We start from the raw sequence: 21,944 nt of genomic DNA, 5'->3' as shown, positions 1-21,944 counted from the left end.
CAAGCCTTATAATCGATTTAAAATTTAAGTCCAACTTTTGGGGTTCACAATAACTATTAGAAGTCGTTTCTAAAATAGGTAAAAAACATCATGCAACAAATGCTCAAATGTCATTAGCTTGGATGATGAACAAATATGATTTTATTATTCCTATTCCTGGATCTAGAAAACTTGAAAGATTAAAATCAAACTATGAAGCAGGAAATATAGAATTAAGTCAAGAAGAAATTAAAACAATTGATGACAAATTAAATTCTATGGAATTTAATATTTTTGGTGGACATTAGGAGGTTAAGATGAGTATATTATTTATTAATGGAAGTCCTAATAAAGATGGGAATACAGTTGCTCTTACAAGTCATTTTTTAAAGGGAAAAGAGTATCAAACATTACATTTAGTTGATTATAAAATATATAGTTATGGACAAAAATTTGATGATGATCAATTTAATGAAGTCATTGATAAGATGAAAGAAGCGGATACAATTGTGATTGGTTCTCCACTTTATTGGCATAGTATGTCAGGAGCGATTCGTAATTTATTAGATCGTTTTTATGGATATGTAGATGAAAATCTATTAAAAGGAAAAGATTTGTATTTTGTTTTTCAAGGCTGTGCACCAACACAAGAACAACTTGCTTCTGGTGAATATACGATGAAACGTTTTGCTAGTTTATATGGCATGAATTATAAACAAATGATAACAAAATAAAAAACACGCAATGCGTGTTTTTTTAGTCTAAATCTTCACCTTGACTGGCAATCACTTTTTTATACCAGTAGAATGAATCTTTTTTCATACGTTTCATTGTACCAGTACCATCATCATGTTTATCGACATAAATAAATCCATAACGTTTTCTCATCTCTCCAGTACCGGCAGATACTAAATCGATGCATCCCCATGTTGTATAAGCAATAAGATCTACGCCATTTTCAATCGCTTTAGCCATTTCTTTAATATGTTCACGATAGTATTCAATACGATAATTATCATGGATACTTCCATCTTCTTCAACAGTATCATAAGCACCAAGACCATTTTCTACAACCATTAAAGGCTTTTCATAACGATCATAGATCATTTCTAGATAATATCTTAAACCTTGAGGATCTAAAGCCCATCCCCAATCTGAATATGTTAAATAAGGGTTACGTACACCAAATGACATATTACCACCTACTGTATCATCATTTGGATGAGTTGTCACAGCTTGTGACATGTAGTAAGAGAATGTATAAAGGTCTACTGTACCATTTTTCAAATCTTCTAAATCTTGATCAGTGATATCTAACTGTACATTGTGTTCTTTCCATAGACGTTTAGCGAAAGTTGGATATTTTCCTTTACATTGAACATCACCACAGTAGAAGATTCCCTTTTCCCATTTAGAACGATTAAATAAAATATCTTGAGGATCTGATGTAAGTGGATAATATGTAATACCACAAATCATACAACCAATCTTATTTTCTGGATCAACTTTATGACCAATTTGAACAGCTCTGGCACTAGCTACAAATTGATAATGTAGATGTTGATAAGCTTCTTGATATTGTTCATCACTGGCATCGTCTGGTAAGAAATTGATGGTATTATTAATTTCATTAAATGTTAGCCAGTATTTTACAAGTCCTTTGTATTCATTAAAGATTGTTGTGACATATTTTTCATAGAAAGCAATATATTTTCGATCTTGCCAATCACCATATTTTTCTTCTAATGCAAGTGGTGTATCAAAATGCCAAATTGAAACAAGAGGTTCAATACCAGCATTTCTAAGTTCAGTAAAGACATTTCGATAGAAGTCTAATCCAGCTTGATTAGGTGTGTCTTCTTCTCCGGTAGGATAAATTCTTGACCAAGAAATAGATAATCTAAACATTTTAAATCCCATTTCTTTAAGTAAAGCAATGTCTTCTTTATAGTGATGATAGAAATCAATACCATCATGATTAGGATATAATTCATCATCGAAAACAGCAAAATGAGCACCTTCTGGTAATTTAAAACTATGGCTGTTAGGTACTTTTTGTTTATTTCCATCTTTGTCAATAAAAGTAATCATACGAGGTGTATTAACAGTACCTCCTGTTGTCACATCAGTACGTGCCATACCACGTCCATCTACGTTCCAGGCACCTTCACATTGGTTGGCAGCAACAGCGCCACCCCAATAAAAGTTTTCATTAAATTTCATTTTCTTTCCTCCTTGAATTAGTGTTATTATAACGCTTTTATGTGACTCAAAAGTGAATTTTCAAATTCTAAAAAAATTATAAATAAAAAGATTAGCTTGGCTAATCTTTTTGTTCATATTGATTACAATAAGTTTCAAATAATTGATGCATATCTAAGTCTAATGCAAAACCTAATGTTAAGTAGTCATCAACTAAATCTTGAAAGTCTGTGAATTGATATGTTTGGTTTAATTTTAAGGCTGTTTGATAAAGATCAATAAATCTTTTACTTAAAGATTGACGATTAGTTAATTCATTGACATCTTTTAAATGATCAACCTTTAATTCAAAACCAATCGAAAGTAACATATGCAAACCTTGCATATAGGCACTTGTTAAGTCTTCTACACTATGTTTAGAATGATCCCAAAAACTATAACATTGAGATTCTTCTCCTACATGACCTAATTCACTTAAAAAGGATAAGATTTTAGCTTCGACCATTTCCTTATTTAAAAGGTTGTATTGTTCGTTGATTAAGGCAAGTTCATGATGAACATGTCGACGATAAATTTTATCTATTTCATACATTTTAATCACCTCAATATTATTATAAACCTTATTGTGACAATGGGATGAACTATTTTATTTTTACATATTCTTTTTTAATAAACTCTTTTTTATATTGATTACTTGTTAAATCTTGAATAGTGTCAAAAAAACTAAAATCACGAATATAACAACGATAGGTTACTTGATCTAGATACTCTTTATTCATACAATCTATATCTAATGTTTTTAATAAATGTTCAAACTTTTTCGTATAATGATAATCAATGGTGATATCATAGATATCAACAAGTTCTTTTTCTACAATGTCAGCTTCTTTTAATGCTTCACTTACAGCTTGACTATAAGCTCTTGTAAGTCCACCAGCACCTAATTTAATGCCACCAAAATAACGTGTTACAATAGCGATAATATTAGTTAATTCTTGTTTTTGTAATACATTTAACATGGGCAAACCGGCAGTACCTGATGGTTCACCATCATCATTGGCTCTTAAAGAAGAACCAACAATATAAGCAACACAATTATGCGAGGCATCATGGTATTTTTCTTTATATTCATTAATGATTGTTGTGACTTTATTTTCATCATCACAGGGAATTAATGTACAAATAAATTCAGATTTTTTTATTATTAAATGATATTCGCTTATTTGATTTACAGATTTCATAATTTTACCTCATCGCAATAATGATAACACATATTTCTTTTAAATTGACGAGGAATTTGCTATTATAAATAAAGAAGAGGTGTTGAGTATGACAAAAATTGCAATTTTAACTGATAGTGGATGTCAATTACCAATAGGAAAAAATGAGGATGAAGGTATATTTGTTTGTCCACTTACAATAACAATGAAGAATAAAGGTTATTTAGATGGAATAGAAATTGATAGTCAAACTGTATTTGAAACAATGGAAAAAGAAGACCTTACAGTATTAACTTCTCAACCATCGACAGGAGTCATTCATGATGCGGTTGAAAGAATTAAGGCTCAAGGATATGAACATGTCATTGCTTTACCTATAGCGACAGGTTTATCTTCTACTTTAAATGGGATGAAATTGGCTTGTGATATGGCAGATATTCCAGTGACATTAGTTGATAGTAAAGGAACTGCACGTAATCAACGTTATTTGGTAGAAACAGCAGCAATGCTTGCTAAACAAGGAAAAGAGCCAGAAGAAATAGGTGATATTTTACGTCAAATGGTTGAAGAGTCAGCAACGATTATTATGGTACCTAATTTAGAACATCTAAAAAAAGGAGGACGTATTACTCCAGCAGTAGCATTACTTGCAGGATTACTAAAGATTGTTCCGATTATGAAGCTTAATTATGATTTAGGTGGAAAAATTGATACTTTGGATAAAGTTCGTACAGTTAAAAAAGCAAATTTAAAAATTATTGATCATATGATTAATGATTGTCATGTTAATGCTAAAGATTATATTTTTGCTATTGAACATGTTTTAAATGAAAAACTTGCTAATGAAATGAAAGATGAATTAATTCGCCGTTTAGGTGATTGTGATATTTTAGTTCGTGAGTTACCGGCAGTTGTAGGAGCTCATATGGGAATTGGTGGTATTGGCTATCAATATATTAAGAAATATCAAGGATAATAGATATAAGAGGTAAGCTATGGATAAAAAGACAGATACTGTGGAACTTATTGTGGATTTGGTTAATACAACATTAGATATTCAAGATCTTTATTTAAGAGAAAGTGAATATAGTCAATTATCAATGAGTGAAATGCATGTTATTGAAGCGGTAAGTAAAGAAGAAGTTCCTTCAATGACAGCAGTTGCCAATCATTTGAATATCACTTTAGGAACATTGACAACAGCAGTTAAAAAGATTATCGAAAAGGGCTTTTTAGTCAAAGAACGATCAAATGAAGACAAAAGAATTTTCTATCTTCGTTTAACTAAAGAAGGAGAAAAAGCATTAGAAGTTCACAATCAATTTCATAAGGAATTAGCTTATTATATTAAATCACATATACCTCAAGAAAGAATGGATTGGGTTTATGAAACAATTAAACTTATTTATTCTGATTTAATTGATTATCGTAGTGAATTAAGAACAAAGAAAAAAGCTAAATAAACATGGCACATATTTAGGACACTTTTTGTGTCCTTTTGTTTTACAATATAAATGGGTGATGAAGATGATTTGTCCACGATGTTTAAATGAAGATCCTCAATATTTTTATCAAATTCAAGATCGTTATTATTGTCGAAAATGTATTCATTATGGTCATCAGGAAACTTCTATTCAACTTACTTATCCTAACCAAAATGTTGATTATCATTTACAATATGAACTAACGAAAGAACAAAAACGCATTGCTTTTCAAATTTTAAAACGGTATCAAAAGAAAAAAGATACCGTTGTTAAATCAGTGACGGGGTCAGGCAAAACAGAGATGATTTATCCAGTTATTAAATATGCTTTAAATCAAGGACATAAAGTATGTTTTACAACACCACGAAAGGCCTTAACTCAAGAACTTGCAATGCGGATAGAAAAACAATTTACTGGCATTAAACCTGTGATTGTGTATGGGGGACATTCAAAGCAGGTGGATGGGCAGTTTATTATTTGTACAACGCATCAGTTATTTCGTTATCGTCATTGTTTTGATTTGTTAATCCTAGACGAATTTGATGCTTTTCCTTATGCTGGAAATAATGAATTACAAGCGATGTTAAAGACGAGCATAAAGGGACATTATGTTATGATGTCAGCAACGAATCAAGAAAGTGATCTTTTATTAAAACGACGCTATCATGGTCATGATTTACCAGTACCTAAGAGTATTGTTGTTCCTGATATTTTCAGTTATTTCATGATGATGAAGTTGTTAAAGCGATATCGAGCATCTAAAAAACCAGTATTGATCTTTGTACCAACAATCAAAGATATTAAACCTGTTGTCAAATTTTTAAAGGTTGTGGGATTTAAAGTCTATGGTGTATCCTCTCAAACTGAAAATATCAAGCATCATTTAGAATTATTAAAAGAGAATCTTTATGATGCATTAATTACGACCACAATTCTAGAAAGAGGGATGACAGTAAAAAATATACAGGTTATTGTTATGAAAGGTGCTCATCCAATTTATGATTGTCCAACATTGATTCAAATAGCTGGCAGAGTGGGAAGGGTTGTTCCTTTTAATGAGGGTGAGGTTATCATATTAAGTTATTTTAAAACTAAGGAAATAAGACAATGTATCAAAGAAATAAAAGCACTCAATGCTTAATATGTAATCAAGATTTAAACCAAAGTGTAGACTTATTTCATCTAATATATCAACCACCAATATGTTGTGAGTGTTTGCATCAGTTTGTAATATGTGACTATCACGGGCACTTCCATCACTATCCATTAACAATCCTCTATCATTATAATGATTTCTTTAGACAACTATTATACCAATATAAAGGTTTGGGAGATATAGCATTAAAGTCAGTGTTTCTCTTACCGTTTGTTCATGATTTAAAAAGACACCATCGTTTAGTTGTTGTTCTTCCTAGTAGTAATCAAGATAATCAAAAACGAGGATTTGCTCCCAATGAAACCATAATGAAAGAAGCAGGCTTTCAAATTTTTAATGGTTTATACAAAACGTCCAATTACAAACAAACGAAGCAAAAAGATCGAAGTCAAATTAAAAAGGTGTTAAAGATGAAAAATGGACATTTGCTCAAAAATAAAAGAGTTATTATTTTTGATGATGTGATAACATCGGGACATACACTTCAAGCAGCCTTGTCCTTAGTTGAACAATATGATCCGCGTTCTATTGAAATTCTTATTCTTTCAAGTAAACAAATACCGCCACAAATTTCTAAATGATGATTCTTTTACTTAGTATTCGATTTTATTGCAGACAGGATTCGACACATAATGATATGATGATAATTTTGTCGATTGAAAAAACTCACTATTTTAGCCACTATCCAATATACTAGAAATGTACCAAGGAAAGGATGAATTTTGAATGCGTGGAAAAGTAAAATGGTTTAACGCCGAAAAAGGGTTTGGATTTATTGATCGCGGAGAAGGAAAGGATATATTTGTTCACTATAGTCAAATTGTACAAGATGGTTACAAGACATTGAATGAAGGTGAAGAAGTAGAATTTGAACTTTATCAAAGCGAACGTGGAATGCAAGCCAAACATGTTGTAAAAATCTAGGTATAACCTAGATTTTTTCATATAGATAAATAAAAATATCTTTTAATAAGATAGGCTAGGTGTTATAATGAACTAGACTTAATATGGAGGAGTATATATTTTTTATGGCAAGTAGAAAAGAAGAAATTAGAAAAGAATTAAAAAAGAAAAATGCCAAACAAGGACTTAATATCGAAGCTGAAAAAAATATTGTTGATTTACAAGATCAACAAGGTAGTGATATACATGTAGAAGATTTTAAGAATGAAGAGTTCAATGGCAAAGTGATTCCATTTTCAACAGAACCACAAAAAAACAAAAGAAGTTTAGTATCAAAAATCAAGGGTGTCTTTGATGATGAAAGAAAACAATTAAAAAGAATTGGCAAGATGGCAGATCAAATTATTGCTTTAGAAGGAAAATATGAAGCAATGAGTGATGAAGATTTAGCTAGTCAAACACAAATTTTTAAAGATAAACTAGCTGATGGGAGTACATTAGATGATATTTTAATTGATGTTTTTGCAGTTGCCAGAGAAGCAGCTTGGCGTCAATTAGGGTTAAAAGCATTTAAAGTGCAATTAATGGGTGGTATTGCTTTACATGATGGTGATATTGCTGAAATGAAAACTGGTGAAGGGAAAACATTAACTTCTATTTTCCCAGTTTACTTAAATGCTTTAACTGGTAAAGGTGTTCATGTTGTTACTGTCAATGATTATCTTGCTGAACGTGATGCAAGAAACAATGGTAAAGTATATGAATTTTTAGGTTTAACTGTAGGGTTAAATAAAAGAGAATTAACTCCAGAAGGAAAGAAAGCAGCACATGGTTGTGATATTACTTATACAACAAATGCTGAACTTGGATTTGATTACTTAAGAGATAATATGGTGACTTCATTAGAAGATAAAGTTTTAGTGAATGGTTTAAATTATGCTTTAATTGATGAGGTTGACTCAATCTTAATTGATGAATCAAGAACGCCACTTATTATTTCTGGTGGTCGTAAAAATACTGCTGCACTATATATTCAAGCAGACCGTTTTGTTAAATCATTAAAAGCAGATGAAGATTATGAAGTTGATGTGGAAACAAAAACAGTTGCTTTAACTCCAAGTGGTATTACAAAAGCAGAAAAGGGATTTAAAATTGATAATTTATATGATATTCAACATACTTCTCTTGTTCATCATATTAATCAAGCTCTAAAAGCAAACTATGCTATGCAAAGAGATGTTGAATATATGATAGCAACAGAAGACGGAACACGTGATATTAGAAATGCTAAGATCATGATTATTGATCAATTTACTGGACGTGTGATGCCAGGGCGTGCTTATTCTGATGGGTTACATCAAGCTATTGAAGCTAAAGAGGGTGTACCGATCAAAGAAGAAACAGAAACAAGAGCAACGATCACTTATCAAAATTTCTTCAGATTATTTAATAAATTAGCAGGGATGACAGGTACTGCTAAAACTGAAGAAGAAGAATTTATGATGATTTATAACATGCGTGTTATCGAAATTCCAACTAACAAACCAGTTATCCGTGATGACCGTACTGATAAAATTTATTCAACAAAAACAAATAAATTTAAAGCATTATGTGATGAAGTGGCTGCAAGACATGCTTATGGTCAACCAATTTTGATTGGTACTGTTTCAGTAGAAACATCTGAAGTACTATCAAAAATGTTAGATCGTCGTGGTATTAGACATAATACTTTAAATGCTAAAAACCATGCTAAAGAAGCTGAAATCATTGCTCGTGCTGGACAAATGGGTGCTGTAACTATTGCCACAAATATGGCTGGACGTGGTACCGATATTAAACTTGGAAAAGGTGTTCCTGAAATAGGTGGTTTAGCTGTTATTGGTTCTGAAAGACATGAATCACGTCGTATTGATAATCAGTTACGTGGACGTTCCGGACGTCAAGGAGATCCAGGATATTCAGTATTCTATGTATCATTTGATGATGAATTAATGCAAAGATTTGCGGGTGAAAGACTTCAATCATTTACTAAGTATTTAGATGATGATATGGCAATTGAAAATAAGATGGTCTCTAAAACAATTGAAAATGCTCAAAAACGTGTAGAAGGTCAAAACTTCGATGCTCGTAAACATATTCTTGAATATGATGATGTAATGAGACAACAACGTGAAATCATGTATAAAGAACGTGATGAAATTATGACAGCAGAAAGTTTAGATGATGTCATTAAAGGAATGTTCAATCAAGCTATTGAACAAGTTATTAAAAAATGCACAACACATGAAAAACATGATACTGTTGATGTTAAAGCTGTTGTTGATTATGTAGCCAAAAATTACATGTTATTATGTGAAGTAGAAGCAACTAATGAAGAAGCAATGACTAAAGATCCTGCTAAATTATTAGAATCATTAACTGAATTATGTTTTAATCAATATCAAATGAGATTAAATCAAGATCTTGAAAAAGATAAATTATTAAGATATGAAAGAAGTATTCTTTTAGGAGTCATTGATTATACATGGATTAATCATATTGATGCAATGACTAAACTTAGAAATGGTATTTATTTACGTGCTTATGCTCAAAAAGATCCACTTGCTGAATATACAGAAGAAGCTTTCTATATGTTTGAACAAATGACTTTATCTATTGCTGATGCTGTGAGTCAAAATATTGTTCACATGGGAATTAGACCTGGAAGCGAAGCTGAAAAAGATATTCCTCATTTAAAATTAGAGTTAACGTTTAATTAATGGAATTATATGAAATAAAAAATGGGCTTGATCAAGCCCATTTAATAATAAAAGAATTTTATATTTCAGCAAGAATTGAGGAAAAGCTTCGTGAAATAGATGGGTTAGAACATCAAACATTACAAGATGGTTTTTGGGATGATGCCAATCATGCAAAAAATATCTATGATCAATTAAATGGAATGAAAAAAATAACTGATGAATATACAAGACTAAATCAAATGTTATCATCATTAGATGAAACTTATATTTTAGTTAAAGAAACAGATGATCAGGAGTTTATGCAAGTATTAGAAAGTGATTATGAAGAATTTAAAAAAGCATTAGATGAATATGAAAAACTATTACTCTTATCTCATGAACATGATCATTTGAATGCGATTGTTGAAATTCACCCTGGAGCTGGAGGTACGGAAAGTCAAGATTGGGCAGAAATGCTATTTAGAATGTACCAAAGGTATTGTGATAAAAAAGATTATAAAATAGAAGTATTAGACTATCTAGATGGTGATGTAGCCGGAATTAAATCAGTTACTTTTTTAGTTAAAGGATACAATGCTTATGGTCATTTAAAAGCAGAAAAAGGGGTTCATCGTTTAGTGAGAATCTCACCATTTGATTCTTCTAAAAGACGACATACTTCTTTTGCATCAGTTGATGTCATTCCGGAATTTAATGATCAAGTTGAAATTGAAATTAGAAGCGAAGATATTCGAATTGATACTTATCGTGCTAGTGGTGCTGGAGGACAGCATATTAATAAAACTGATTCAGCAGTACGTATTACTCATTTACCAACAGGCATTGTTGTAACTTGTCAAAGTCAACGTAGTCAGATACAAAATAGAGAACAAGCTATGTTGATGTTAAAAAGTAAGTTGTATCAACTGATGTTAGAAAAACAAGCTAAAGAATTAAAAGAAATCCAAGGAGAACAAAAAGAGATTGCATGGGGATCACAAATTCGTTCCTATGTTTTACATCCTTATTCTTTAGTCAAGGATGTAAGAAGTCAATATGAATCTAATAATCCTAAGGATGTATTAGATGGTAACCTAGATCCTTTTATTTATGCTTATTTAAAATCTGAATTAAAGGAGGGAAAAGATGACTAACTTATCTGGTTTAAAAAAGACAATCTTTGAAACAGTTATGATTGTTTTAGGAAATTTGATTTTAGCTTTTGGAATTTGTGCCTTTATCACGCCTCATGGTATTATCATGGGAGGGGCAACTGGAATAGGGTTAATTGGTAAACATTTAACAGGGATTCCAATGTCAATGATTGTTTATGCTATTAACATCTTTATGTTTATTCTAGGCTATTTTTGTCTGGGGAAAAAATTTGCATTAGGAACAGCTTTGAGTACCATTATTTTCCCTACTTTTCTTACATTATTTGAAAATATTCCAGCAGTGAGTCAGATTACTCAAGACATGTTACTATCTGCAATTTATGCCGGTATTTTTATTGGTGGTGGTTTAGGATTAGTGATTAGAATGGGTGCGAGTACTGGAGGAATGGATATTCCTCCATTAGTTGTAAATAAAAAAACAGGGATTTCCGTTGCTGTTTTAATTAATGCATTTGATTGTGTGATTTTGGCTTGTCAAGTTCCCTTTTCTAGTGTTGAACAGATTTTATATGGAATCTTAGTCGTTTTGATTAATGCTATTGTGATGGATAAAATGATTATGTTAGGTGAATCAAAAGTTCAAGTGATTGTTATTTCACCTAAATGGCAAGAAATCAGACATGTTGTTTTTGATGATATTAATCGAGGATGTACATTATTAAATGTAACAACAGGATATATGCAAAAACAAAGCTATGCCGTCATGGCAGTTGTTAGTAAAAGAGAGTTACATACATTAATGGGATTGATTAGAGATGTTGATCCTGCGGCATTTATTATTAGTAATGAAACACATAGTGTACATGGTAGAGGATTTACCCTACCTAATATAGATTTATAAAAGGCTTTATTTTGAAGCCTTTTTGGCTATTCAAATAATTTAGGGGTCTACTTTAGGGGAATGAACTTCTAATAATTGACATTGAAAAACAACAGCTATGATCCTGGCTGTTTTTTTTTATAGTTCGTTTATCGTTAATATTGTCTAGATACTATGAAAGGAACAATTTAATTGATTGCTTCTTTAAACTTATTTTCTATTGAATTATTAGGTTGCCCCCTAAATAATTTGGTTACCCGCCTTTTTTTGTAAACGTTGTTGATGCAATTTTTGTTTCTTTTTAAGGTTTAATATACGTCTTTGGTCTGCTTTTTTAGTTTCTTGTTCTTTTTTTTCTTTTTCAATTCTTTGGTTATATTCTTGAGCATATTTTTTTGCTGTTACAAATAAATCTTGAGGATTATCAGTAATATGACTGACTTTACTATCGTTATTTAAATCAATATATAATTCAACATAGCCACATTGAGGACAGTAACATGATTTTAATTCATGACTTGATTTTTTGTAATTTTTTTCTTTAATGATAAGATGTGGATAACTTAAAGTTACACCTTTATCTTGAATGTAACAGTTATCTTTTAAAATGTGTTGACAATGCGGACAAATTCGTTTCATATATGACCTTCCTATTCGTTTATAATTTATTATACCATGAAAAAACATAATTAATAGCATGAAATAACAACTATAAATGACAATTTATGCTATAATGTTTGAGGGAGTTGATAAAAAAATGATAAAACTTACACACGTAGTAAAAATTTATAAAACCGGTGTTAGAGCTATCAATGATCTTTCTCTAACAATTGAACCAGGTGAATTTGTATATGTTATCGGGACAACAGGTGCTGGAAAATCAACTTTTATTAAATTGCTTTATCGTGAAGAAAAAGCTACTTCAGGAACTGTAGAAGTGGTTGGGCGCGATGTCTCAAAAATTAGAAATAGTAAAGTTCCTTATTTTAGAAGAAATATTGGTGTTGTTTTCCAAAACTTTAGACTTTTACCTAGAAAAACAGTCTTTGAAAATGTAGCTTATGCTTTAGAGGTTATTGATACCCCTAAGATGGAAATTAGACGGCGAGTTCGTGCAACGTTAGAATTAGTAGGTTTAGAAGACAAAGTGAATGCTTTCCCACATGAATTATCAGGTGGACAACAACAACGTGTCGCTATTGCTAGAGCAATTGTGAATAAACCAAAAGTTTTGATTGCTGATGAACCTACAGGAAACTTGGATCCAGAAACATCAAAAGAAATTATTAGTTTATTAGAGAGAATTAATGAAGAACAAGGAACAACAGTTCTTGTTGTTACTCATGACCGTGAAATTGTTCAAGAACATAAAAAACGTACAATATTAATGGAAAATGGATGTGTAACAGCTGATACAACATTAGGAGGTTATGATTTAGCATGAAAGAATTAGTAAGTTGTATAAGAAATCTTCCTAAACATTTTAAGACAGCTTTTGTTAATTTATGGCGAAATGGTGTTATGTCTTTTTCATCTATTTTTGCTGTAACGATTACATTATTATTAATTGGGGTTATTAGTGTTTTAGCTATTAACGTACAAGGAATTTCTGAAAATATTCAAGAAGGTGTACGTATTTATGTTAAGTTAGATCGTTCTATTGATGAAAATGCAGAAAAAGCAGTAGGTGAAGAAATTAATAAAATTACTGGTGTTAAATCTTCTACATATTCATCTAAAGATCAAGAATTAACTAAACTTATTGAAAAACAAGGAAATGATGGAAAAGAATTATTTGAATCTTATCGTCAAGATAATCCTTTAGGTGCTGCATATGAAGTTGAAGTTAAAGATTCTCAAAAAATCGCAACGATTGCTAAAAAGATTGAAACAATTAATAATGTTAAATCTGTCAATTATGGTGGAGATTCAACAAAAAGTATGATTAGTACTTTACATACCATTCAAACAGGTGGTTCTGTTTTTGTTGTTGCCTTAATTGTTGTTGCTCTATTTATGATTTCTAATACAATTAAAATTACCATTACAGCACGTCGTACAGAAATAGGTATTATGAGAATGGTAGGAGCAAGTAACTGGTATATTCGTATTCCTTTTATGTTAGAAGGTATGCTTATTGGTATCTTTGGCGCTATTGTTCCTATTATTGTATTGATTTATGGATATAGTATGATTTATAACTATACGGGTGGTAGTTTGATGTCTACAATGTTAGTATTGAAAGCACCAATGCCATTTATTCGTAATTTCTCATTTGTACTTGTTGGTTTAGGTGCAGGTGTTGGATTAATCGGAAGTTTTGTTTCTATGAGACGTTTCTTAAAATTCTAATCATCTTCTTAAGAAGATGATTTTTTTATTTGTCATGATAAACAAATGTAGTATAATACCCATATATCTATTGAAAGGGGATTGGTTATGAATCGAAATAGATTGAAGGAATTTTTTAGTTTACCTAATTGGCTCAGTTATTTTAGAATTGTACTAATTCCTGTTTTTTTAAATTTATATTTAAATGGTCAAGGGAAATATGATCATATTGTAGCTGGTGTAATTTTGGTTATTTCTGGATTATCTGATTTTTTAGACGGACAGATTGCACGAAGATGTCATATGGTGACTGACTTTGGGAAAGTCATTGACCCTATTGCTGATAAATTAACACAATTTGCTGTCGCCATTGCATTATTATGGACATATCCACTTATTTGGATGTTATTGCTTATTATTGTCATTAAAGATGGTATGCTTGCTTTAGTAGGACTGTTTTTATTTAAAAATGGTACAAAGGTGAAAGGTGCATCATGGTGGGGAAAAGTGGCAACGGCTTACTTTTATTTTGTTGTCATTACATTAGTCTTTATTCCCTTACAAAATTCACCAGTATCTTCATTTTTAATCATTACAAGTACATTACTTATGCTTTTAGCGTTTGTTTTATATGCTAAAGAATTGTATGGTTTGTATCAGGAGAATAAAAAGAATGGATAATCGACAATTAAAGAAGGATTGTTATTTAGATTTGTTAGATGATGCGATTGTAGATGTTGAAGCTATTTATAATCAATTAAATAGACTTGCAGCTAATAATCAGACAATTGATGAAAAAGTCATTAAAAAAGATAAAATTAAAACGAAATATCAATTAGAGTTATCTCTTGCTTCTTTATGCATTTTACTTCGTAAAATGGCAGAAAATATGTTTATTCAATTACCAGCAGAAATAAGGAAAGATATGAATAGTATTATTCACTCTAATCGTTTTGAATTTGATGATCAAGATATTATTTATGTTTATTCACAAAAGGGTAAAGAAGAAGTTTCGTTAAAAGGACTATTATTATTTGCTAGAAGTGTCTTATAATGACACTTTTTTTGTTGGGTTAAATTTAAAATAAAAGAGGTGATTGAAATGAATATAAAGAAGAATACAGGAATAGTTTTAATATTATTGGGTATTGTTTTAACGATGGATAGAACTAATGATTTCAAAGGAATTGTGTCGATGATTGCGTATTATATGAAAGAATACTGGCCTTTTATTTTAACTTTTATTGGTATTTATTTATTAAGTGCACCAAAAAAATCAAAAAGGAAATAATCTTATGATTAATACATCAAATAAATTGAAAATAAGTGATAAAAATGATAATATGATGAAGAAAAAATGGAGGAATAAATTATGAAAAAAAGACCAATTGTGTTATGTATCTTAGATGGTTATGGATTATCATCAAGAGTAGAAGGAAATGCAGTTAAACTTGCTAATACACCAAATATAGATGATTTAATGGCGTTATATCCAACAACAACAATCCATGCAAGTGGAATGCCAGTAGGACTTCCTGATGGACAAATGGGAAACAGTGAAGTAGGACATTTAAATATCGGTGCAGGTAGAGTTGTTTATCAATCTTTAACTTTAATTAATAAAGCAATTCAAGAAAAAACTTTCTTTGAAAATGAAAAATTCTTAAAAGCGATTCAACATGCTAAAGATAATAATTCTAAGTTACATATTTGGGGATTATTATCAAATGGTGGGGTTCACTCATCAAATGAACATATCTATGGTTTATTACAATTAGCTAAAGAACAAGGTTTACAAAAAGTATATGTTCATGCTTTTCTAGATGGTAGAGATGTTGCTCCTGATAGTGGTATTGATTTTGTAAAAGAATTACAAGCTAAAATGGAAGAAATTGGCGTAGGTGAAATTGCTTCTATTTCAGGTAGATATTATGCAATGGACCGTGATAAGAGATTTGAACGTGTTGCTTTAGCTTATGATGTAATCGTATCTCATAAAGGTGAATCTTTTGAATGTCCAGTTCAATATGTAAAAGATTCATATGCTAAAGATACTTTAGATGAATTTGTTATTCCTGGTTATAATAAAAACGTAGATGGTACAGTAGATGATAATGATGCTGTCATCTTTGCTAACTTTAGACCAGATAGAGCTATTCAATTAGCAACAGTTCTTACAAATCCATCATTCTATGAAGCTTATACTCCAGAAAAACAAGTTAAAAATATTGAATTTGTTTGTATGATGAAATATGCTGATAGTGTTAATGGTGAAGTTGCTTTTGTATCACCAGAATTAACAAATACATTAGGAGATTATTTAGCTGAAAAAGGATTAAAACAATTACGTATTGCTGAAACTGAAAAATATGCTCATGTTACTTTCTTCTTTGATGGTGGAGTTGATAAAGAAATCGAAGGAGCAACTCGTGTGTTAGTTAATTCACCTAAGGTGGCAACATATGATTTACAACCAGAAATGTCTGCTTATGAAGTAAAAGACAAATTAATTGCTGAATTAGATAAAGATATTCATGATGTTGTAATTGTTAACTTTGCTAACTGTGATATGGTTGGACATACTGGTATTATTCCAGCAGCTATCAATGCAGTAAGTGTTGTTGATGAATGTGTTGGTGAAGTATATGAAAAAGTTCTTGAATTAGGTGGAACAATGTTAATTACTGCTGATCATGGTAATGCAGAAGAAGAATTAGATGAAGAAGGAAATCCATATACAGCACATACTACAAATGATGTACCATTAATTGTAACTAATTCTCATTTAGAATTAAAAGATGGTGGTAAATTAGGTGACTTAGCACCAACAATGTTACAATTATTAGGATTACCTATTCCAAGTGAAATGGACGGAGAATCATTAATTAAATAATGAAAAAGTTCATATTCATTACATGTTTATTGCTTATAATAAGTGGGTGTAGTCATACTACATCCACTCATACTATTGTACAGGATTCTTCTTTAAGTGGAATTCATGATATTTCTTATCAAGAACTTAATAAAAAAATGAAAGAAAAAGATACGTTTGTTTTATATATTGGTCGTCCTGATTGTCAGGATTGTCAAGAATTTAGTCCTATCATTGAACAATACCTTCAAAAACATCCTGGTGTATATCTTTATTATTTCAATACTAAAGCATATCGAGATCAGGCTAATCAGTCAAAAGAAGGTAAACAGTTTTATAATCAGTTAAGAAAGAAACTTGATTTTAGTTGGACACCAACATTAAAGTTTATTGTTAATGGAAAAAATGAAACAACTTATACTTATTTAGATGAAGAGTATTACTCGCTAGATTCAAATAAACAAAAACAAGAAAAAGAGAAATACAAACAACAATTTTATAAGTGGATGAATAAGATATTTATAGAAGGAGATTAATAATGAAACAATGTCCAAATTGTCATAAAGATATACCTGATGATGCCAAAGTATGCCCTTATTGCGGGATGCCTCAAAGAGGATATCAACCAATGAAACGTAGAAAATATAATAAAAATAGATCAAGAATTGCTTTGATGTTACTTGCATTCTTCTTTATTTTTTCACCACTTATTGCTTTTTCTTTTTTTATCGATAATGATCTTATTTCGTCATCATCTGATAATCAAAACGTGACAGTAGGAACTTATGAAGAAAAATTAAGAGATCCTGTTACCCATCGTTATGAATCACTAGCGGCATTTAAAAAACATGTAACCAATAGTAGTCAGTATATAAGTGTATTAGAAGATAAAGAAAGTCAATTAAAAACTCTTTATCCTCAAAATGAAATAGATAAAGATTATTTGTTTGATATTACTAAAGGCAATAATGTTTATGTATCTGCTAGTTATGAAATAAAGGATGGTCAAAACAAAATTATGATTGATTATAATTATGATTTAACAAACCAAAATGAGTGTGAAATCACTTATCAAGTCGATCATCTTACTTTAGATCAAATCAAACAATTTGATTTAGATTCTGTAAAAAAATTAGTTTATATTTTTGATCAAAATAAAAATTCAAAATTAATGGACAGAAGCCAAAAAGAATTTATTTCTCTATTAGATAAAAGTGATCTAACAAAACAAATTTCTCATTATGGATTAGGAAATGTTAAAGAATCAGGGAAAAAGTCTTGTTCATTTAGAATATTTAATCAAAATGATCAGTATCGTTTAAAATTTGGATACAAAACACAAATAAAATAAGTCATAGTAATGACTTATTTTTTTGTTGTGATATAATTTTGATAAATCTAAATAAGGAGATGTTTATGAAAAAAATATTATTTTGTGATATGGATGGAACAATTATTGAAAATAACTTGCCAATCCATCATCTGGATATAGAAATGATTCATGAATTAAGAAAACAGGGTTATTATTTTGCTTTTTGTACAGGAAGAAACTTAGAAGAGGCGAAAATAGCCAGTCATCATTTTGAATATGATTTTATGGTATTAAATAATGGGGCGATGATAGTTGATCAAGATGATCATGTTCTTTATCATAAACAAATTAAAAATCAAGATGCTAAAGAAATTCTTGATTACTGCATGATGCATTATCCACATTTGCAGTATTCATTTTACAATGGACAACAAACATTTAATTATTATCAAGGTAAAACTTATGTTCATAATCTTCAAGGAACAGTTGAAACAAAAGAATATCAATTCATTAATGAGTTAAATAAAATGAAAGATGATTTCGATATTTTTTGTGCTTTTAATCCAGATGAAACAACAAATGATATTTTAGAAATTCAAGATTATATCAGTCGAAATTATCAAGATATTCAAGGAACACAAAATGTCATTTATTTAGATGTGACTGTTGCTCATTGCAGTAAAGGTACTGGAATACAGGCACTATGTCAAATTTTAAATGAGGAATTACAAACATATTGTATCGGGGACTCATTTAATGACCAAAGTATGTTTAAAGTAGCTGATTATGCTTATACTTTTAATCGAGTAACAGATGAGATAAAAAAAGAAACGGACAAACAAGTAGATTATGTTTATGAAGTTATTCAAGATATGTTGAAATAGGGGGATGAAATATGAGTTGGCAAGATAAATTAAGAGCAGTTGAGCCATATGTTGCAGGGGAGCAACCAAAAATTGTAAATATGATAAAGTTGAATACGAATGAAAATCCGTATGGACCAACACCAAAAATAAAAGAGGTATTAAACCAATTAGACATAGATAAATTAAAATTATATCCTAATAGTGATGCGGATGATTTAAAAAGTGCATTAGCAAAATATCATGGATTAAATGAAGATGAGGTTTTTTTAGGAAATGGATCAGATGAAGTATTAGCTTTGACTTTTTTAACTTTTTTTAATGGTAAAGATCCCATTTTATTTCCTAATATTACTTACTCATTTTATCCAGTATATTGTGATCTTTATCAAATGTCATATAAAGAATTAGCTTTGAATGAAGATTTCACAATGAACATTCAAGATTTTATGCAACCTAATTCAGGGATTATTTTTCCCAATCCAAATGCACCAACTGGTTTATTAGTAGATTTAGATTTTATTGAAACTATATTAAAGAATAATAAAGAGAGTATCGTTGTTGTAGATGAAGCCTATATTGATTTTGGTGGTGTAAGTTGTGTACCACTTATTCATCAATATGATAACTTAGTTGTTATTCAGACCTTTTCTAAATCTCGTTCACTGGCAGGAAGCCGTATAGGGGTGGCTTTAGGAAACAAAGAAGCAATTTCTCATTTATATGATGTGAAAAATTCATTTAATTCTTATCCAGTAGATTATGTAACACAGCAGGTTGCCTTAGCGAGTGTGTTAGATAGCCAAGATATGAAAGAAAAATGTAAAAAAGTAATAAATACACGTGAAAGAACAAAAGCTGCTTTGAAGGAACTAGGATTTATTGTTCCTGATAGTTATTCAAACTTTGTTTTTGTTAAACATCCAGAAGTCGATGGGAAAACATTGTTTTTAGCTTTAAGAAAAGAAGGAATCATTGTTCGTCATTGGGATAAAGAAAATATTAATCAGTATCTACGTATTACAATTGGAACAGATGAACAAATGGATCGTTTACTTGCATTTTTAAAAGATTACTTAAAAAGATAAATTCAGACTGAATTTATCTTTTTATATATTTCATTTGGAGTTGTCTTTGAAAAACAAAATGTTGAGAAGTAGATAACTGATCATTATATTGATAATCATCAATAATGATTGTTTTAATTTGTTCAACATCTCTAACTTGATGACGAATGAGATAATCAAGCATTTGACCTCTTGCTTTTTTTAAGTATGTTGCTCGTCTTTTGATTGTATCACCAGAAACTTCTTGAAAGTCGATAGTGATCATACGAGGATGTTCAATCATCTTTTCATATTCTTTGGTACTTAATGAAATAATCATATCTTCATCTTTAAGATAATGTTGGATATCTTGATGCCAATAGTCATATAAATTAATATGATGGGGATGATGAGAGATTTCTAAACGATGCTTTTCTATTTGATCTTGTGGTCTTAATAAGCCATAAACTGGAGAATTAATGAGAAGATGATGATTAAGATATTGGATTTGTTGATTATTATATTGATCAAGATGTAATTGTTTATATACTAAACCATCAAATAAATTTAATGCAGCATAAGACTTCTCTTCTTTTAAATCTTTGTATAATTGTTTGCTTTGTTGAAATGATATTTTTAATAAATCGTGTAATTGTGTTTCATTCATACTTTTTAAAATAGATAATAATTTTTGGCTTTTATCGTTAAAAATAGGAATTTGTTTATTTAACGGATGTTGTTGTACTTTTAATTTTTTTGCGTCTGCAATTATTATTTTCATTGAAATCACCATTTCCATTATATCTTATCTTTTTAAATTATGATATACTTAATCCGGTGATAAAAATGAGTACAACAATAATAGATAAAATTCTTATACATATGTTAGATATGGAACATAGTCAAGTCATTTATTCAGATACCTATATTGATTTAGTTGAAGGAACAACTGAATACTATGATAAAAAATTAGAAAAATGTTTAACAAATACAACAATTAAACAATTAGTAGTCGGAAATGAACATCATTTATTACAGGCTGCAAGAAACATGATTATTGATGATGAACAATTTATGGCAGAATCTAGAAAGATTGCTCAAGATTTGTTTATGGTATGTAAAAATGTGGAAGAAATGCCTAATTCAAATTTAATGTTTATTGAATGTAAAGTTGATGGTGAAAAAATGATTATTATCATTAAACTTAACTATAAAGTTACACCAGTGAGTGTTATTGAAGAGGTTGATGGTAAGCAAATGATCAAATTTGTTAATAGACAATTATTGCCACCCAAAACAACAAATGTGGATGAAGCAATTTTAATTAATGTTGATCAAAGCACTGTATCTATGATAGAAAAAAGATTTCAAATAGATGGCAAACCTGGTTATTATTTAAATGAACAGTATATTAAGGGAGAACCTTTATTATCTGATAAACAAAAATTAAGTATCGTTAATAAAGTTGTTAAAAAGGTAGATAGTGAATATAACGTATTTGAAGGTGATCCGGTTGCATTAGTAAAAAAAGAGATGATTGATTTAGTTATGGATCATCAACCTATTAAACCTTTAGCGTTAGCTAAAAAAGTTATGGGTGATGACTATAATGCTAGTGAAGAAGTAGAAACGATTATGAAAGATTTAGGTATTCAAGAAGAAGATGAAATCGTTAATGTTCCTATTTCTATGGATCGTATGTCTCGTTGTAAATTAGTATTAGATAATGATCGTGTCGTTGAACTTAATGTAGAAGATTATTTAAATCATGAAAATATTGTAACTGAAACTGATATGACAGGAACAACAACGATTACATTAAATAATATTCGTGATATTAAAATAAAATAGTAACCAGAAA

25 protein-coding genes and 1 pseudogene are annotated in these 21,944 nt (G+C 29.9%); 21 read left to right on the top strand and 5 right to left on the bottom strand.

Features of this window, described 5'->3' with window-relative positions; translation table 11 throughout:
• Positions 1-68 precede the first annotated feature (68 nt).
• Together DW911_RS05195 and DW911_RS05190 are read left to right on the top strand one after the other, a co-directional pair.
• A pseudogene (locus tag DW911_RS05195) lies at positions 69-287 on the top strand (aldo/keto reductase); the annotation flags it as partial.
• A gap of 9 nt (positions 288-296) precedes the next feature.
• A complete protein-coding gene (locus tag DW911_RS05190) occupies positions 297-713 on the top strand; it encodes a flavodoxin family protein (protein ID WP_118607546.1) in 417 nt (138 codons plus the stop codon).
• Between the two features lie 22 nt (positions 714-735).
• On the opposite strand, the gene DW911_RS05185 is transcribed toward DW911_RS05190, so the two are convergent.
• From DW911_RS05185 to DW911_RS05175, 3 genes are all read right to left on the bottom strand, one after another.
• On the bottom strand, positions 736-2,202 hold the full coding sequence (locus DW911_RS05185; protein WP_118607545.1) for a family 1 glycosylhydrolase: 1,467 nt from the start codon (positions 2,200-2,202) through the stop codon (positions 736-738).
• 100 nt (positions 2,203-2,302) lie between these two features.
• On the bottom strand, positions 2,303-2,773 hold the full coding sequence (locus DW911_RS05180; RefSeq protein WP_118607544.1) for a dUTP diphosphatase: 471 nt from the start codon (positions 2,771-2,773) through the stop codon (positions 2,303-2,305).
• Positions 2,774-2,822: 49 nt separating this feature from the next.
• Entirely contained in the window at positions 2,823-3,422 is a 600-nt protein-coding gene (locus DW911_RS05175; RefSeq protein ID WP_118432800.1) for a YigZ family protein, read from the bottom strand.
• An 88-nt stretch (positions 3,423-3,510) separates the two neighbouring features.
• Here DW911_RS05175 and DW911_RS05170 point away from each other — a divergent pair, with 88 nt between their 5' ends.
• The 8 genes from DW911_RS05170 to DW911_RS05135 all read left to right on the top strand — a co-directional run bounded on the left by DW911_RS05170 (position 3,511) and on the right by DW911_RS05135 (position 11,680).
• On the top strand, positions 3,511-4,377 hold the full coding sequence (locus DW911_RS05170; protein ID WP_118607543.1) for a DegV family protein: 867 nt from the start codon (positions 3,511-3,513) through the stop codon (positions 4,375-4,377).
• 19 nt (positions 4,378-4,396) lie between these two features.
• Complete coding sequence (locus DW911_RS05165) at positions 4,397-4,864, top strand: MarR family winged helix-turn-helix transcriptional regulator (protein ID WP_118432802.1); 468 nt, start codon at positions 4,397-4,399, stop codon at positions 4,862-4,864.
• 64 nt (positions 4,865-4,928) lie between these two features.
• The gene (locus DW911_RS05160) at positions 4,929-6,026 is read left to right on the top strand and encodes a DEAD/DEAH box helicase (protein ID WP_118607542.1); all 1,098 of its coding nucleotides are present in this window, start codon (positions 4,929-4,931) and stop codon (positions 6,024-6,026) included.
• Positions 5,993-6,622, top strand: coding sequence for a ComF family protein (locus DW911_RS05155; protein ID WP_118432804.1), 630 nt, complete (start codon positions 5,993-5,995; stop codon positions 6,620-6,622). The genes DW911_RS05160 and DW911_RS05155 overlap by 34 nt, the downstream gene beginning before the upstream one ends.
• 145 nt (positions 6,623-6,767) lie before the next feature.
• Positions 6,768-6,965, top strand: a complete 198-nt coding sequence (locus DW911_RS05150) for a cold-shock protein (protein WP_118432805.1) — start codon at positions 6,768-6,770, stop codon at positions 6,963-6,965.
• 104 nt (positions 6,966-7,069) lie between these two features.
• Positions 7,070-9,703 carry a preprotein translocase subunit SecA gene (gene secA / locus DW911_RS05145; protein WP_118432806.1) on the top strand — a complete coding sequence of 878 codons (2,634 nt, stop codon included), beginning with the start codon at positions 7,070-7,072 and terminating at the stop codon, positions 9,701-9,703.
• Positions 9,703-10,818: a peptide chain release factor 2 gene (prfB, locus tag DW911_RS05140; protein ID WP_118607541.1), complete on the top strand. Its 1,116-nt coding sequence runs from the start codon at positions 9,703-9,705 to the stop codon at positions 10,816-10,818. Before secA ends, prfB begins: the two co-directional genes overlap by 1 nt.
• Positions 10,811-11,680 (top strand): YitT family protein, encoded by an 870-nt coding sequence (locus DW911_RS05135; protein WP_118432808.1) that lies wholly within the window; start codon positions 10,811-10,813, stop codon positions 11,678-11,680. Before prfB ends, DW911_RS05135 begins: the two co-directional genes overlap by 8 nt.
• 219 nt (positions 11,681-11,899) lie before the next feature.
• On the opposite strand, the gene DW911_RS11115 is transcribed toward DW911_RS05135, so the two are convergent.
• Entirely contained in the window at positions 11,900-12,298 is a 399-nt protein-coding gene (locus tag DW911_RS11115; RefSeq protein WP_233541851.1) for a hypothetical protein, read from the bottom strand.
• A gap of 118 nt (positions 12,299-12,416) precedes the next feature.
• Between DW911_RS11115 and ftsE the strand changes: the two genes are divergently transcribed.
• The 10 genes from ftsE to hisC all read left to right on the top strand — a co-directional run bounded on the left by ftsE (position 12,417) and on the right by hisC (position 20,125).
• Positions 12,417-13,103 (top strand): cell division ATP-binding protein FtsE, encoded by a 687-nt coding sequence (gene ftsE, locus DW911_RS05125; RefSeq protein WP_118432809.1) that lies wholly within the window; start codon positions 12,417-12,419, stop codon positions 13,101-13,103.
• Entirely contained in the window at positions 13,100-14,011 is a 912-nt protein-coding gene (ftsX, locus tag DW911_RS05120) for a permease-like cell division protein FtsX (protein WP_118432810.1), read from the top strand. Before ftsE ends, ftsX begins: the two co-directional genes overlap by 4 nt.
• A gap of 87 nt (positions 14,012-14,098) precedes the next feature.
• Entirely contained in the window at positions 14,099-14,671 is a 573-nt protein-coding gene (locus DW911_RS05115; protein WP_118432811.1) for a CDP-alcohol phosphatidyltransferase family protein, read from the top strand.
• On the top strand, positions 14,664-15,044 hold the full coding sequence (locus tag DW911_RS05110) for a hypothetical protein (RefSeq protein WP_118432812.1): 381 nt from the start codon (positions 14,664-14,666) through the stop codon (positions 15,042-15,044). The genes DW911_RS05115 and DW911_RS05110 overlap by 8 nt, the downstream gene beginning before the upstream one ends.
• A gap of 48 nt (positions 15,045-15,092) precedes the next feature.
• Positions 15,093-15,281, top strand: a complete 189-nt coding sequence (locus DW911_RS05105) for a LiaI-LiaF-like domain-containing protein (protein ID WP_118432813.1) — start codon at positions 15,093-15,095, stop codon at positions 15,279-15,281.
• 81 nt (positions 15,282-15,362) lie between these two features.
• Positions 15,363-16,883: a 2,3-bisphosphoglycerate-independent phosphoglycerate mutase gene (gene gpmI, locus DW911_RS05100; protein ID WP_118607540.1), complete on the top strand. Its 1,521-nt coding sequence runs from the start codon at positions 15,363-15,365 to the stop codon at positions 16,881-16,883.
• Positions 16,883-17,398 (top strand): bacteriocin, encoded by a 516-nt coding sequence (locus tag DW911_RS05095; RefSeq protein WP_118432815.1) that lies wholly within the window; start codon positions 16,883-16,885, stop codon positions 17,396-17,398. Before gpmI ends, DW911_RS05095 begins: the two co-directional genes overlap by 1 nt.
• A gap of 2 nt (positions 17,399-17,400) precedes the next feature.
• Positions 17,401-18,213, top strand: a complete 813-nt coding sequence (locus tag DW911_RS05090; protein ID WP_118432816.1) for a zinc ribbon domain-containing protein — start codon at positions 17,401-17,403, stop codon at positions 18,211-18,213.
• A gap of 65 nt (positions 18,214-18,278) precedes the next feature.
• A complete protein-coding gene (locus DW911_RS05085) occupies positions 18,279-19,058 on the top strand; it encodes an HAD-IIB family hydrolase (protein ID WP_158568193.1) in 780 nt (259 codons plus the stop codon).
• 11 nt (positions 19,059-19,069) lie between these two features.
• Positions 19,070-20,125 (top strand): histidinol-phosphate transaminase, encoded by a 1,056-nt coding sequence (gene hisC / locus DW911_RS05080; RefSeq protein WP_118432818.1) that lies wholly within the window; start codon positions 19,070-19,072, stop codon positions 20,123-20,125.
• 13 nt (positions 20,126-20,138) lie between these two features.
• Here hisC and DW911_RS05075 read toward each other — a convergent pair whose 3' ends face one another.
• Positions 20,139-20,864 (bottom strand): YaaA family protein, encoded by a 726-nt coding sequence (locus tag DW911_RS05075; protein WP_158568195.1) that lies wholly within the window; start codon positions 20,862-20,864, stop codon positions 20,139-20,141.
• 65 nt (positions 20,865-20,929) lie between these two features.
• On the opposite strand from DW911_RS05075, the gene DW911_RS05070 reads away from it, so the two are divergent.
• Positions 20,930-21,934 carry a nucleoid-associated protein gene (locus DW911_RS05070; RefSeq protein ID WP_118432820.1) on the top strand — a complete coding sequence of 335 codons (1,005 nt, stop codon included), beginning with the start codon at positions 20,930-20,932 and terminating at the stop codon, positions 21,932-21,934.
• The last annotated feature ends 10 nt before the right edge of the window (positions 21,935-21,944 follow it).

Source organism: Erysipelatoclostridium sp. AM42-17, from assembly GCF_003480255.1.
In the GTDB taxonomy this organism is placed as follows: Bacteria; Bacillota_I; Bacilli_A; order Erysipelotrichales; family Coprobacillaceae; genus Faecalibacillus.
The sequence above is the reverse complement of the archived record's forward strand: the minus strand, read 5'-3'. Positions and strand labels throughout refer to the sequence as shown.